The 12,882-nt window shown below is 45.8% G+C and carries 12 protein-coding genes; 9 read left to right on the top strand and 3 right to left on the bottom strand.

Going from position 1 to position 12,882, the window contains the following annotated elements; genetic code table 11:
* Positions 1-1,902, top strand: a complete 1,902-nt coding sequence (locus tag NIAKO_RS20520) for a monovalent cation:proton antiporter-2 (CPA2) family protein (RefSeq protein ID WP_014220366.1) — start codon at positions 1-3, stop codon at positions 1,900-1,902.
* An 8-nt stretch (positions 1,903-1,910) separates the two neighbouring features.
* On the opposite strand, the gene NIAKO_RS20515 is transcribed toward NIAKO_RS20520, so the two are convergent.
* Together NIAKO_RS20515 and NIAKO_RS20510 are read right to left on the bottom strand one after the other, a co-directional pair.
* The gene (locus NIAKO_RS20515; RefSeq protein ID WP_014220365.1) at positions 1,911-2,873 is read right to left on the bottom strand and encodes a glycoside hydrolase family 5 protein; all 963 of its coding nucleotides are present in this window, start codon (positions 2,871-2,873) and stop codon (positions 1,911-1,913) included.
* Positions 2,870-3,970 carry a Gfo/Idh/MocA family protein gene (locus tag NIAKO_RS20510; RefSeq protein WP_014220364.1) on the bottom strand — a complete coding sequence of 367 codons (1,101 nt, stop codon included), beginning with the start codon at positions 3,968-3,970 and terminating at the stop codon, positions 2,870-2,872. Before NIAKO_RS20510 ends, NIAKO_RS20515 begins: the two co-directional genes overlap by 4 nt.
* A gap of 99 nt (positions 3,971-4,069) precedes the next feature.
* Here NIAKO_RS20510 and NIAKO_RS20505 point away from each other — a divergent pair, with 99 nt between their 5' ends.
* A complete protein-coding gene (locus NIAKO_RS20505; RefSeq protein ID WP_014220363.1) occupies positions 4,070-4,375 on the top strand; it encodes a YbaB/EbfC family nucleoid-associated protein in 306 nt (101 codons plus the stop codon).
* 16 nt (positions 4,376-4,391) lie between these two features.
* On the opposite strand, the gene NIAKO_RS20500 is transcribed toward NIAKO_RS20505, so the two are convergent.
* Positions 4,392-5,027, bottom strand: coding sequence for a trimeric intracellular cation channel family protein (locus tag NIAKO_RS20500; RefSeq protein ID WP_014220362.1), 636 nt, complete (start codon positions 5,025-5,027; stop codon positions 4,392-4,394).
* Between the two features lie 159 nt (positions 5,028-5,186).
* Here NIAKO_RS20500 and NIAKO_RS20495 point away from each other — a divergent pair, with 159 nt between their 5' ends.
* The 7 genes from NIAKO_RS20495 (at position 5,187) to NIAKO_RS20460 (ending at position 12,868) form a co-directional block, all read left to right on the top strand.
* Complete coding sequence (locus NIAKO_RS20495) at positions 5,187-6,482, top strand: epoxide hydrolase family protein (RefSeq protein WP_014220361.1); 1,296 nt, start codon at positions 5,187-5,189, stop codon at positions 6,480-6,482.
* 143 nt (positions 6,483-6,625) lie between these two features.
* The gene (locus tag NIAKO_RS20490) at positions 6,626-7,057 is read left to right on the top strand and encodes an RrF2 family transcriptional regulator (RefSeq protein ID WP_014220360.1); all 432 of its coding nucleotides are present in this window, start codon (positions 6,626-6,628) and stop codon (positions 7,055-7,057) included.
* Between the two features lie 68 nt (positions 7,058-7,125).
* Positions 7,126-8,076: an iron-sulfur cluster repair di-iron protein gene (gene ric, locus NIAKO_RS20485; protein WP_014220359.1), complete on the top strand. Its 951-nt coding sequence runs from the start codon at positions 7,126-7,128 to the stop codon at positions 8,074-8,076.
* A gap of 87 nt (positions 8,077-8,163) precedes the next feature.
* On the top strand, positions 8,164-8,499 hold the full coding sequence (locus tag NIAKO_RS20480) for a 2Fe-2S iron-sulfur cluster-binding protein (RefSeq protein ID WP_014220358.1): 336 nt from the start codon (positions 8,164-8,166) through the stop codon (positions 8,497-8,499).
* 667 nt (positions 8,500-9,166) lie between these two features.
* A complete protein-coding gene (locus NIAKO_RS20470) occupies positions 9,167-9,772 on the top strand; it encodes a fibronectin type III domain-containing protein (protein WP_014220357.1) in 606 nt (201 codons plus the stop codon).
* A gap of 368 nt (positions 9,773-10,140) precedes the next feature.
* The gene (locus NIAKO_RS20465) at positions 10,141-10,545 is read left to right on the top strand and encodes a response regulator (RefSeq protein ID WP_014220356.1); all 405 of its coding nucleotides are present in this window, start codon (positions 10,141-10,143) and stop codon (positions 10,543-10,545) included.
* Between the two features lie 121 nt (positions 10,546-10,666).
* The gene (locus NIAKO_RS20460; RefSeq protein ID WP_014220355.1) at positions 10,667-12,868 is read left to right on the top strand and encodes a TonB-dependent receptor plug domain-containing protein; all 2,202 of its coding nucleotides are present in this window, start codon (positions 10,667-10,669) and stop codon (positions 12,866-12,868) included.
* Positions 12,869-12,882 lie beyond the last annotated feature (14 nt).

Genomic DNA, 12,882 nt, shown 5'->3' with positions numbered 1-12,882 from the left:
ATGGAGCATTCATTTTTTTATAAAGCCCTGGTGTTCCTGGGTGCGGCAGTGTTATTTGTGCCGCTGGCGAAAAAGTCGGGCCTGGGTTCGGTATTAGGCTACCTGATCGCGGGGGTAGTGATCGGGCCTTCGGTGTTGGGGTTTGTTGGCGCCGAAGGACAGGATATTATGCATTACGCCGAGTTTGGCGTGGTAATGATGTTGTTTTTAATTGGGCTGGAACTGGAACCGGAATTGTTATGGAAACTGCGGAAATCAATCCTGGGCCTGGGTGGCTTACAGGTGATTGTGAGCACGGTATGTATAGCAGGCATTGCCTTGCTGTTTCACTTTAACTGGCAACAGGCATTGGCGTTAGGTATGATCTTTTCTTTGTCATCTACCGCCATTGTATTACAAACCATGGGAGAGAAGGGATTGATGCGAACCTCCGCGGGGCAAAGCGCTTTTGCGGTATTGTTGTTCCAGGATATTGCGGTGATCCCCATGCTGGCGCTTTTCCCTTTACTGGCCACAACCGATATTCTACATAAACCCACTACCGATACGCATGATGCGGGTACCTGGGTTAGCGGGCAACCGGCCTGGTTGCATGCCGCCATTGTATTAGGTACTATTGCTGCGGTTATTGCAGTGGGTAGAATTGCCGTGCGCCCCTTATTGCGGCTGGTAGCCAAAACCAATATGCGCGAGATCTTTACGGCAACTGCGTTGCTGATCGTTGTAGGCATTGCCGTATTGATGGGCCGGATCGGATTAAGCCCGGCCCTTGGTGCATTCTTAGCGGGCGTTGTTCTGGCAAACAGTGAATACCGGCATGAACTCGAAAGCGATATAGAACCTTTTAAGGGTTTGTTGCTGGGTGTATTTTTTATAGCGGTGGGCGCCTCTATTGATTTTGGGCTGGTAGGGCAGCATTTGCGGGAAATAATCATGTGGGTGTTGATCCTGATCGTGGTGAAGGCGCTTGTGATGTTGCTGCTGGGCAAAGTGTTTAAAATGGGCACCGAACAGAATTTCATTTTCTCCTTCAGTCTTACCCAGGTAGGCGAGTTTGCTTTTGTGCTGTTTTCGTTTTCCTTTCAGCAGGGCATCCTGTCGCTGGAAACTACCAATATAATGACAGCCGTGGTTGCCATCACTATGGGATTAACCCCGTTGATAATTATGCTCAACGAAAAACTGATCCTGCCCCGGGTGGGCACAGACGAAAAAGAAGAACGGCCGGCCGATGAGATCGATGAAAAGCACCCCGTTATCATTGCAGGCTTTGGTCACTTTGGAAGTACCATCGGGCGTTTTCTGAGAGCCAATCAGATTCCCGCTACGTACCTTGACCTGGATTCTGACCGCGTGGATTCCCTGCGCAAAATGGGTTTTAAAGTGTTTTATGGCGATGCCTCCCGGGTAGATCTTTTACACGCTGCCGGGGCAGACAAAGCAAAGATCATTGTGATAGCCATCAGTTCGCCCGAAAAAAGGCTGGAGATGATAGAGGCCGTAAAAATGAATTTTCCCCATCTTCATATGCTGGTGCGGGCTGCCAACCGGTACGATGCTTATGATTTGATGAACGCCGGGATGCTGCATATTTACCGGGAATCGCTGGATACCAGTTTGCGCGTGGGGGTTGATGTGATGAGCCTGATGGGTTTCAGAAAATATACCGCCCAACGTTTGGCCAGAAATTTTATCCGGTATGATGAGGCCAATCTGAAAAGATTATCTGCCATAAGAAACCCGGATGAATATGTGGTGGAAGCAAGAAAGTATATGGAAGAAATCGAAAGCGTTATTCAATCAGACAGGCAATACCTGACCGGTGAAAGTGATCAATCCTGGGACCCCGATAAGCTGATGGAAGAAGTACGGGCCTCCCTGCAGGAAGACCCGCTGCAATGAATAGCTGACTATGGTCTTAACCCATTATATTTTCTAATGAGCGACCTGGTTTGTTTACCCCAGTCAGGCAAATCGTTCATACTCCAGGGCCCGGTTGAAGAAGCAGTGGGTTCAAGAACGGAACAGGTTACATTTTTTTTATCCGTTACACACCAGTTAACCCAGCTGATCTTGTTTTTTTCAGACCAATCAATCCATTTCATCCATTCCGGATTATTGATGGGGCCATCACCGGTATGGGACATACCGCCCATTTCGGAGATAAACAGGGGCAAGCCTTTTTTCAGGGCATAGTCGCCTCGGTCGCGCAGCTCCTGCTTGTGAGTGTCCGCGTAATAGTGCAAGGTATACATCAGGTTTTTATAACCCTTGATAGGATCGTCTGCAACAATGTGTACGTCCTGGTCCCAATGCGGTGAGCCCACTAAGATCACATTATCCGGATCGATGGCCCGGATGGTTTTTATCAGATCAATAGAATACGCTTTTACTTCGGGCCAGGTATTCTCTGCGGGTTCATTAAAGATCTCGTAAATGATATTGGCATACTTTCCGTATTCCTTTGCTATTTTAGTGAAGAACTGTTTGGCTTCCTCCTGCCTGATGTGATGACTGTGCCAGTCAACGATAATATAAATTCCGTCTTTTATAGCGGCATCGATCGCAGTTTTTGCTTTTTCCATTCCCCAGTCAGGATATTTTATATACCCGCTGTCAGGTTCAACGCCGATGGCTGCACGGATAACTGTACAGCCCCAGTCTTTTTGCAGCCAGTTGATGGCGCCGGCATTGTAAAACCGTGGCCACCAGTTGTGCCAGCCCAAACTCATGCCCCGCAAAATGATTGGCTGTCCTTTTTCATTCACCAGTTTTGTACCCACTACTTTCAACGCGCCATTTACTTTTACTGTTTGGGCAAAACCGCTGCCGATAATAATTACTAAAATGAATACGGAAACTAATTTCTTCATAGACTAACCCGTTGTTTCGTTGCTGCTGATTTATAAATTGCTTCTACGATCCTAATGTCGCGCAGGCCTTCTTCGCCCGGCACCAGCATCGGTTTTTTGTTTAAAATGCTCAATGCATCATCATCCATTTGTTTGGCCTGTTGATAAGGTACACTGTAAGGATGGTTGATGGTTCCCAGCGGACTTGTTCCATTCTGGCCATTGTAAGCGGAATAGGGATCTATTTTTATTTCGCCTTTTTCGCAGGTGATGTTGAGGAAGTTGATGTTCTCGCCAAAACTGGTTTTAATATCAGCCGTTACTCCGCCAGGAAATTCCAGGGTGGCGATGGTGGTTTCATCCAGTCCGTTTTTATAGATCTCCGGCCTGGTGGTGGAGGTGGTTGCCGATACAATGGCAACCGGTTCCAGGTTGGTGCCCAGTCTTGCTCCCTGGATGGCATAAACGCCCATGTCGTATAAAACGCCGCCGCCCATTTCTTTTTTCTGTTTCCAGTGGTCGGTACGGTTATCGCGATAGGCGGCTGCACAATTTACTTTGGTTACTTTGCCCAGCTTTTTTGCTTTTACTATGCCTCGCCATTCCTGGGTATTGGGTTCATGGTGCAGCCGGTAACCAATAGCCAGTGATTTCTTATTGGAGCGGCAGGCTTCGATCATTGCCTTGCATTCCGCTTCGGTTAAGGCCATGGGTTTTTCGCACCATACTTCTTTGCCGGCATTCGCCGCCCTGATCACATATTCCTTGTGCATGGAAGGGGGCAACACCACATAGATCACATCGATGTCTGGGTTGTTGGCAATAGTGTCGAAGTTTTGATAATTGTAAATGTTCTTGTCAGGAATATTGTATTTCTGCTTCCAGGCTTCCGCTTTGGCCGGGGTGCCGGTAACTATACCTGCCAGGTAACAATGTTTTGTTTGCTGTAAGGCAGGCGCCAGCAGGTCGGTACTGTAATAGCCAAGGCCAACCAGGGCAATACCCAATTTATCTTTAACGCGGGTAGGGGATGCAAATAGTGATTTAGGAGAAAGGAGCAGGATGCCGCTGCCGGTTGCAATCGTTTTTATTACACGTCTACGTGAAATAGTGTTCATGTAACAGGATTTTGTAGGTTTATGATAATCCTGAAGTTAAGACATTTTTAAGATGCCAGAATTAATTAAGTTACCTTTGTGGTCTTAAACGTATATTATATGTTCGGAGATATGCTTAGTAAGTTGCAGGAAGCGCAACAGAAAATGCAGGAAGGCAAGCAAAAGCTTGGTTCTGTAATTATTGATGGAGAAGCCGGTAACGGACAAGTAAAGGTTTCGGTAACCGGCAACCGGGAGGTGAAAGCCATTTCAATAGATAACCAGTTGATGGCGCCCGACAAAAAGGAAGAGCTGGAAGACCTGCTCATCACCGCGTTGAACCGGGCGCTGAAAAATGCGGAAGATGCCTACGAAGAGGAAATGAAGGGCCTGGCTGGTGGCATGTTAGGCGGACTGGGATTATAAAAATGTAAGGCTGTCTTTAATGATGGCCTTTTTTGTCTTTATCTTTATACAGATCGGGTAAAATAAGATTATATTTCACTGCCAGGAAACGGATCATAAAAACAACCAGCATAACTGTTACGTCTAACCATTCTTTGGGAAACCTTGTTGAATACAAAATGAAATAGATAATGCCACCCAGGATGCAGGCGGTGGCATAAATTTCCCGCCTGAAGATCAACGGAATATTGTTGAGCAAAATATCTCTTATCACCCCGCCAAAACAACCGGTAATGGTGCCCAGCACTACACAAATGCCGGGGTTCAATCCAAACCTTATTCCTTTTTGCAGCCCCAGTACCGTAAAGAATCCCAGCCCCAGGGAATCGAAGATGAACAGGGTTTGCTGAAAGTTTTTAATGATATGCCTGAACAGCACCGCGCAGATAGCGCTCACCAAAATGAGCGCCGGCGTTTCAATATCCCGCATCCATTTTACCGGCAGGTCACCCAACAATACATCTCTTAGCGTTCCGCCCCCGATAGAAGTGATAAACGAAATGATCAGGATGCCAAAAATATCCAGCCGCTTTTGCATGGCAGCAAACACCCCCGAGATGGCAAAGGTGATGGTTCCCAGTATTTCTATCAGCCTGAGCAGGTCTTCTTTCATGATAAAAATGTTGCGGTAAATATAATAACATTCATTACTTGTAGGTACGAACCGGGGTTGACAAATGTCTATTTCACGGGTTATTTGGCCGGGTTCGGCTGAAGGTCATTGGAACTGGGGTAGGGAGCAGTGTACTTTTGAACCTCTAAATATTTTACAATGAAAAAGATTACAGGCAAACTGGGCAATGGGCTGTTAACAGCTGTATTTATTTTGCAAGGTTTAGTCAGCAATGCTCAAAATAGTACAAGTGGCAGTTCTACCGGTTCTCCAACATCCAATGAAGCGATCCGTCCCTTTAAAATAAATATCCCCGAAGCACAGCTTACCGATCTCCGCAAACGCATTCTGGCCACCCGGTGGCCAGACCAGGAATTAGTTAAAGATGCCACGCAAGGTGTGCAGCTGGCCACCATGAAACAACTGGCCAGTTATTGGGCTACATACGACTGGCGTAAAACTGAAAAGAAGCTGAATGCGTTGCCGCAGTTTGTTACCAATATAGATGGGGTTGACATCCACTTCATACAGGTGAAGTCAAAGAATAAAAATGCGTTGCCGGTGATCATCACACATGGCTGGCCCGGTTCCATCATCGAGCAATTAAAGGTTATTGGGCCCCTTACCGATCCCACAGCTTATGGCGGCAAAGCTGAAGACGCTTTTGACGTGGTGATCCCTTCCCTGCCTGGGCATGGATTTTCGGGTAAACCAACAGAGCTTGGCTGGGACCCGGTGCGCATCGCCAAAGCCTGGATCACGCTGATGAAACGTCTTGGCTACACCAAATATGTAGCCCAGGGCGGGGACTGGGGCGATGCCGTAACCGAACAAATGGCCGTGATTGCGCCACCTGAATTGTTGGGCATTCATACCAACATGGCGGCTACCGTTCCTGCTGAGATAAATACTGTATTACAGGCCGGTGGTCCGGAGCCTGCGGGGTTGTCGGGCGATGAAGACCATGCGTTTAAACAATTGGATTTCTTTTATAAGAATGGACTTAGTTATGCGCTTGAAATGGCCCACCGCCCGCAAACGTTGTACGGCATTGCAGATTCACCCGTTGGCCTGGCTGGTTGGATCCTCGATCACGATGCCGCCAGCCTGGCGTTGATAACCCGGGTGTTTAACGGCGAATCTGCCGGACTTACCAAAGAAGATATTGTAGAGAATATTACCCTGTACTGGTTAACAAATACAGGTGTTTCTTCAGCCCGCCTTTACTGGGAAAACAAGCTGCCTTTCTTTGATATTAAAAACATAAAGATCCCGGTGGCAGTGAGCGCTTTCCCCGATGAACTGTACCAGGTGCCCCGCAGCTGGGCCGAAAAAGCATTTCCAAATCTTATTCATTATAATAAGCTCGATGTAGGCGGCCACTTTGCAGCCTGGGAACAACCCAAATTGTTTTCAGAAGAACTGCGGGCGTCTTTTGCGTCGTTGAGGAAGTAGGTTGGGGTTGACAAGTTGACGGGTTGACAAGGGGAAGATTGAATAAAGTGGAAAGTTGGCCTTTAGTCAAATATAATAGAAGATAAATTTGTCTTTTATTAATCTCGTTATTATCTTTGTGTAGCAAAACAATGTGCCAGAATATGTTCTCCAAAACATGTGAATATGCAATACGGGCGGTGATATTTATAGCGCAGAAAACTGTTGACGGGTCGCGCATAGGTATTAAGGAAGTGGCAGCTGGCATTGACTCACCCGAACACTTCATTGCAAAGATCCTGCAGGAGTTAAGCCGGAAGGGGATCATACAATCACAGAAAGGGCCAACCGGTGGTTTTTATCTCGATGCGCAATCCCGCAAACATACGCTGGCCGATGTAGTTCATGTAATCGATGGCGATCAGATCTTTACTGGTTGTGGACTGGGGCTGAAACAATGCTCGGAGGCAAAGCCATGTCCGCTTCACAATGAATTTAAAAAGATCCGTGACGCCATTTCAAAATTGCTGCGCACCACCCATCTGGGCGAATTCAGTGAGCAGCTGGAGCAAAAACTGGTTTTCCTGAAGCGTTGATTTTTTTTGTTTTAATAAAAGACAAAAAGGTATTTAAATATTTTATGTGACCAATAAAAACTTGAACTATGATACTTGCAGAAATACTAGATGTAACCAAAATTGAACCCCGGTTAAAACACCCAACCATTTTCCAGTGCTTTGATGCATTGAGCGCCGGTGAAACTTTCACCATCCTCAACGACCATGATCCCAAACCATTGTATTATCAGTTGCTGGGCGAAAGAGGCAACACCTTTACCTGGAATTACCTGGAACAGGGGCCTAACAGGTGGCGGGTGGCGCTTGCCAAACCGGCGCCGGCTGCAAAGGGTGAAACCGTAGGGCAAATAGTAGCCAAAGACATCCGCAAGGCGGAAGTGTTTAAAAAACTGGGCATCGACTTTTGTTGTGGTGGTAAAAAATCAGTGAAACAGGCATGCGAAGAAGTGGGCATTACCCAGGAACAACTGGAAGTGGAAATGAAAAACTTTGAGGAGAACAGCCGGGAGAAAGCCGGGATAGAATTCAATACCTGGGACCTCGATTTCCTGGCCGATTACATCGTGAACATCCATCACAGGTATGTACGCGATAACGCTACGATGATCAAAGAACTGGTAGTGAAAGTGGCTAACCGGCATGGCGATCAACATCCTGAACTGGTGCATTTGTCAGTAGGCGTACAACAATGCCTGGCAGATCTGTTATCGCACCTGGAAAAAGAAGAACAGGCTTTATTCCCCTATGTGAAAGAGCTGGTGGCGAAAAAGAAACAGGGCGCCAGATTTAAAACCGGTTTCTCCGTGGCATCTCCCGTACAGGCTATGGAAACCGAACACGAACGCACAGGCGAAGAATTGCATGCATTTCGTGAGCTCACCAATGATTATGCGCTTCCTGCCAATGCCTGCAACTCCTACGCCTTTTTATTCAGCAAGCTGCAGGAGTTTGAAGCCGATCTGTTAAAGCATATTCATTTGGAAAATAATATCCTGTTCCCCAAAGCACTTGGATTGGAACAGGAGCTGGCCGCTTAAGAAAAATGATTGGGACCCTGAGCTTTTTGTAAATATTATGGACCTGGGGCTGGTGTATGATTGTATCTTTACGCCGCAAGGAATCGTATGACGGAAAGAGAAAAGAATATTACTTTATTTATCGAGTACAATGGTAACCACCAGACCGTTGAAACGTTTGCGGGCGAGTACCGGAACCTGATGGTACTGATAAAAGATCAGGTGTGGGTAGATGGAATGGGGGAGTGTGGTGGCCAGGCCCGCTGCGGCACCTGTATGGTTGAATTGTTGAATGCGGGGGAGAACCTGGTAGTAGCAACCGATACTAAAGAGGCTGCTGTTATCAGAAGAATGATGACTACGCAGTCAATCATTCGTTTGTCGTGCCAGATACTGGTTGATGAAACCCTGAATGGGTTGAAGATTAGGGTGATGGAACCGTAATATGTTGTTATTCAGTAACAGACGCGTTTTGGCGGGGCCGAAACGCGTTTTTTTTTGTTCAACGCTGCGTATTTTTGATTTTTGCCAGCGAATTTTTGTCGTTTATAAACGCAAACGGTACCGCGCCAATTATTTTTTACGTTCTGTAGGCGGAAATGACGTTCTCCAGCGATTTTTTATCGTTTATAAACGCAAACGGTACCGCGCCAATTATTTTTTACGTTTTGTAAACAGAAATGACGCCCGCCAGCGAATTTTTGTCATTTATAAACGCAAACAATACCCCGTCAGTTATTTTTTATCATTTTAAAATTAAAAATGATAGCGCTCCCGCGAATATTTATCTTTTATAATCAGTAATGATGCTGCGCCAGCGAATATCTGTCGTTTATAAATGGGAATGCCTTCAAAAAAAATGACGGTGGTCAGTCTTCCCGGATTGTTACCCGCTCCTAAAACTTTTTTTAAAATTCTTCTCCCTCATAATCAACGCGGTAAACGACCTAGTACTAGGTTTACTAGGTTTCGCAATATGCTTTGTGATGTTTATTTGCATTGTCAATCGATTGACAAATGAAACAGCGATATTGGCCAATACAGCTGGTTTTGTTCCTGATTAGTAGTGCAACTGGTATTGCAATTATTTAACGTTCACAAACTTAAAATTATGGACCAAATATCAACAAAGTACAAGAAAAGCGAAGGCGAACTGGTATCAACCAGTGAGCGGGTAATAAAGGAAATGGAAAACAATCCCGATTACCCAACACCCCCGGCGGCCCTGGCGGAACTCAAAAAAGAGCTGCCTGATTTTCGGCTGGCCATTGCAGACGCCAAAGGCGGCGACAAAAAAATGGTGTCTGTTAAAAACGATAAGAAGGCCATCATACTGGCTTTATTACAGGAGCTGGCAGCGTATGTTACTGTAACAAGCAAAGGCGACAGAACGTTGCTGCTTAGCAGCGGCTTCGAGGTAACTGCTGCAAGGGCCGGTACGCCAGATCCTGCTATCAAAGAACTGGTAGTGGAATTGGGTGGGCCTGGTGAGGCTACCATACGTACCCGAAAGGTAACGGGGGTAAAAGCTTATATACACCAGTTTACCACAGAGGCACCCGGTTTAAATACTGTTTGGGTACAGGAAGGCAGCTCCCAGGGTAACCATACCTTCACAGGGCTAACTTCCGAGAAGCGGCACTGGTTCAGGGTTGTAGCCATTGGGTTTGGCAAACAAAGGGCTATTTCGCCGATCGTTACGCGGGTTATTCAATAACATAGTGCACACGCACATATTGTCCGCCTTTGGCGGATTGCCCGGCCCCCGATTTATTGGGGGCCGTTTTTATTACGCGTGACTTTTTCAAAAACCCTGTTGTTTGTGTATTCATAACGTAAACGCTACTCTTATACGCAGACCAAATAAAAATACTTATATAATAAAATAATATTACCTTAGGGTGAGCTTGATGTTTACAAATAATACTGCCCTGTTAAAACAATTACCTAACCGCAACTTTCCAGTACATAGCTTCCGATAGTTTTCTTACCGTTACAGGCAAGGGTCTGATTATTAGCAATTTCCAGGTGATGCATACGTATGCTTAGCTGTAATTATTTGCTTAACCCCAAAATTGAAAGTGTATGAATAAGCGTCCTGTTGAATTCCTGCCGATTAATAAAATATTATTGGTAGATGACGATGCCACCGCTAATTATCTTTCAAAAGAATTGCTCGAAAGCCTGCAGGCAGCCAACGAATTTGAGACTGCTGAAAACTGTTTAAGGGCATTGGAGTTGATCAGGCAATCGGACTGTGCCGACGTTATTTTCCTGGATATTAAAATGCCGGGAATAGATGGCTTTGATTTTTTAGAAAGATTAAAAAAGCTATCGCTCGAAAAAAAGATTAAGGTCGTTATGCTTACCAGTTCGGTACGGCCCGAAGATAAATTGAGGGCCTTTTCCTACAAGGCGGTGATCGAATACCTGGAAAAGCCATTGACTTCCGAAAAGGTGCAAATGATAGCAACGACCTACCTTAATTAGGTGAGTGGTCAGTGGGTTTCCGATTTTTCGGACACCTGCAATTTCGCGAGCGCACTCACCGCTCACCATTCACCACTCACCATTTCATTTCAACCCGAAAAATACCGGTAACGGGTATTCTATGAAAAGAATTATTGCCTTTGTATTATGTATGTATGCTGTTTCCATTCAGGTAAATGGCCAGAAAAAGGATTCTGTATCATCTCTTTTACACCTGTCGATCGAAAACTTAATGAACATCCCGATCTATTCGGCCTCCAAAGTTGCTGAATCAACATTTGACGCGCCGCTTTCTTCTTCGGTGGTGACCAAAGAAGAGATAAAACGATCGGGCTGTACATCCATCATGGAGGCATTACGCCTGGTGCCCGGTGTAATTGTGCGGGAACAAACCAATGGCAATTATGATATTCACATCAGGGGGCTCGACAATATTCCGCCCAATGCAGGTTTTTTATTCTTTACCAGCTCTACTGCGCTGGTAATGATCGATAACTATCCGGTATATAATTATTTACATGGCGGCACCTTCTGGGAAACCCTGCCCATCGATCTCAATGATGTGGAGAAAATTGAAGTGGTCAGAGGGCCTTCTGCCGCTTTATATGGGCCCAATGCTGTTTCAGGAGTGATTAATATTATTACCCGCAAAGCATTGAAAGAAGGGTTGTATGCGGTTGCCAATGCATTGGCCGGTAGTTATAATTCGGTCAGTACAAACACTTCGCTGGGATACAACCAGGGCAAAATAAGCGCCGTATTATCAGGTAATTTTCAAAACAGGAACAGGACCCAAAGTACTTATTATGACGAACCTGCCCAGCAATATGTACCCCTCGATTCGGTTACTGCTGTAAAAAGAAATCCGCTGGGCCCCGCCAATATAAATGAAAGATACCCAAACCCGGACCTGGCCATGCGTAAGTATGGCGCTAACGGATTTGTCAATTACGATCCGGCAGAAAATATCCGTTTTTCGGCAGCATTTGGCATCCAGCATTCGGAGGTGCAGAAAGAATTTGCAACAGATAGCTATTCGGCTTATTTAAGTACTGCCAAAGCTGATACCCGGTACGCGAATATAAAAGGTGATATTAATAACTGGCTGGTTCAGCTGTGCTATGTGGACGGAACTCAATTTCCCTTGTTAGGGTTTGACAGGTGGAGATGGCATTATAATACATTCGATGCCCTTGTTGAATATAAAATCGTACCAATAAAAAATTTAAGTGTCACCCCTGGCCTTATTTACCGGCAGGCTATTTATGATGACAGTAAATATGTAAACACCGCTATAAAAGAAGGCCTATGGAGTGGGCGGGCCGAATCTGTAACCAATGCTTTTTCCCTGCGGGCCGATTATAAATTGTTTGATCAACGGCTTCGCCTGGTTGGCGGGGCCAGGGCTGATAAATTCAACTATCCCGACAGGTTCTATTATTCCTGGCAGCTGGCTGCCACTTATAAGATCAATGACCGCAACCTGGTGCGCTTTGTACAATCAAAGGCCTATAGGACCCCGCTTATCATTGATCTGTTTTCCAACCTCGATATCACAGGCCCCCTGGGTGGCAGGACCTATTTGCTTGAAGTTCGGGGAAACAAAAATATAAAACTGCTTACCTCCACCCTGTTTGAAGCAGGATACAGGGTGCAGCCCACAGATAACCTGGGAGTTGATCTGGAATTATTCACCACCAAAACACGTAATTTCTCCTACACTATTTTTGAAAGCGGAACATTTAACCCTACCGGGCCGCTCGCATTCCAGGGATTGGCTGATTTGAACAATTTGACGGTGTACGCCAAACAATGGGGTGGTACTTTGTCCGTTAATTTTATTGCCGGCGACTGGCAGTTCAAGCCATTTGTTACCCTGCAAAAGACCATGTTGTATGATTATTCTCAATATGCCAATTCACCGGATGCGCCACCCCTTCCATCCAATAACAATGATCCGGCCACGTACAATATTTATTCAGGCATGGGAACAAAAATAAAACACCGGGCTACTCCTGCCTGTTACGGAGGCGCTTACATTAACTGGAAAGCCGGTGACCGGTTAAATATCAATCTCAGTCCATGGTTTTATAGCGACCAAACCCAGTTGGAAAGCAGTAACCTCACTTATAATGATGGTGAGCGGGGTGTTGAACATATTAAAGGGAAAGTAATGTTGAATGCAGCGGTGAGGTATGCGATTACTAAAAAGATCACCCTCTCCCTGAGTGGAAGAAACTGTTTTAACAACAGGGAACGAGAGTTTTACCGGGCCGATGCGCCGGCATTGATGGTGTTTGGGGGCGCCAGTTTTGAATTTTGATTTATGCTATCGGA

The sequence above is a fragment of the Niastella koreensis GR20-10 genome, from assembly GCF_000246855.1.
In the GTDB taxonomy this organism is placed as follows: domain Bacteria; phylum Bacteroidota; class Bacteroidia; order Chitinophagales; family Chitinophagaceae; genus Niastella; species Niastella koreensis.
The sequence above is the reverse complement of the archived record's forward strand: the minus strand, read 5'-3'. Positions and strand labels throughout refer to the sequence as shown.

Coding starts and splice junctions, on each gene's coding strand:
- NIAKO_RS20520 (WP_014220366.1), top strand. CDS start 1: ATGGAGCATTCATTTTTTTATAAAGCCCTGGTGTTCCTGGGTGCGGCA.
- NIAKO_RS20515 (WP_014220365.1), bottom strand. CDS start 2,873: ATGAAGAAATTAGTTTCCGTATTCATTTTAGTAATTATTATCGGCAGC.
- NIAKO_RS20510 (WP_014220364.1), bottom strand. CDS start 3,970: ATGAACACTATTTCACGTAGACGTGTAATAAAAACGATTGCAACCGGC.
- NIAKO_RS20505 (WP_014220363.1), top strand. CDS start 4,070: ATGTTCGGAGATATGCTTAGTAAGTTGCAGGAAGCGCAACAGAAAATG.
- NIAKO_RS20500 (WP_014220362.1), bottom strand. CDS start 5,027: ATGAAAGAAGACCTGCTCAGGCTGATAGAAATACTGGGAACCATCACC.
- NIAKO_RS20495 (WP_014220361.1), top strand. CDS start 5,187: ATGAAAAAGATTACAGGCAAACTGGGCAATGGGCTGTTAACAGCTGTA.
- NIAKO_RS20490 (WP_014220360.1), top strand. CDS start 6,626: ATGTTCTCCAAAACATGTGAATATGCAATACGGGCGGTGATATTTATA.
- ric (WP_014220359.1), top strand. CDS start 7,126: ATGATACTTGCAGAAATACTAGATGTAACCAAAATTGAACCCCGGTTA.
- NIAKO_RS20480 (WP_014220358.1), top strand. CDS start 8,164: ATGACGGAAAGAGAAAAGAATATTACTTTATTTATCGAGTACAATGGT.
- NIAKO_RS20470 (WP_014220357.1), top strand. CDS start 9,167: ATGGACCAAATATCAACAAAGTACAAGAAAAGCGAAGGCGAACTGGTA.
- NIAKO_RS20465 (WP_014220356.1), top strand. CDS start 10,141: ATGAATAAGCGTCCTGTTGAATTCCTGCCGATTAATAAAATATTATTG.
- NIAKO_RS20460 (WP_014220355.1), top strand. CDS start 10,667: ATGAAAAGAATTATTGCCTTTGTATTATGTATGTATGCTGTTTCCATT.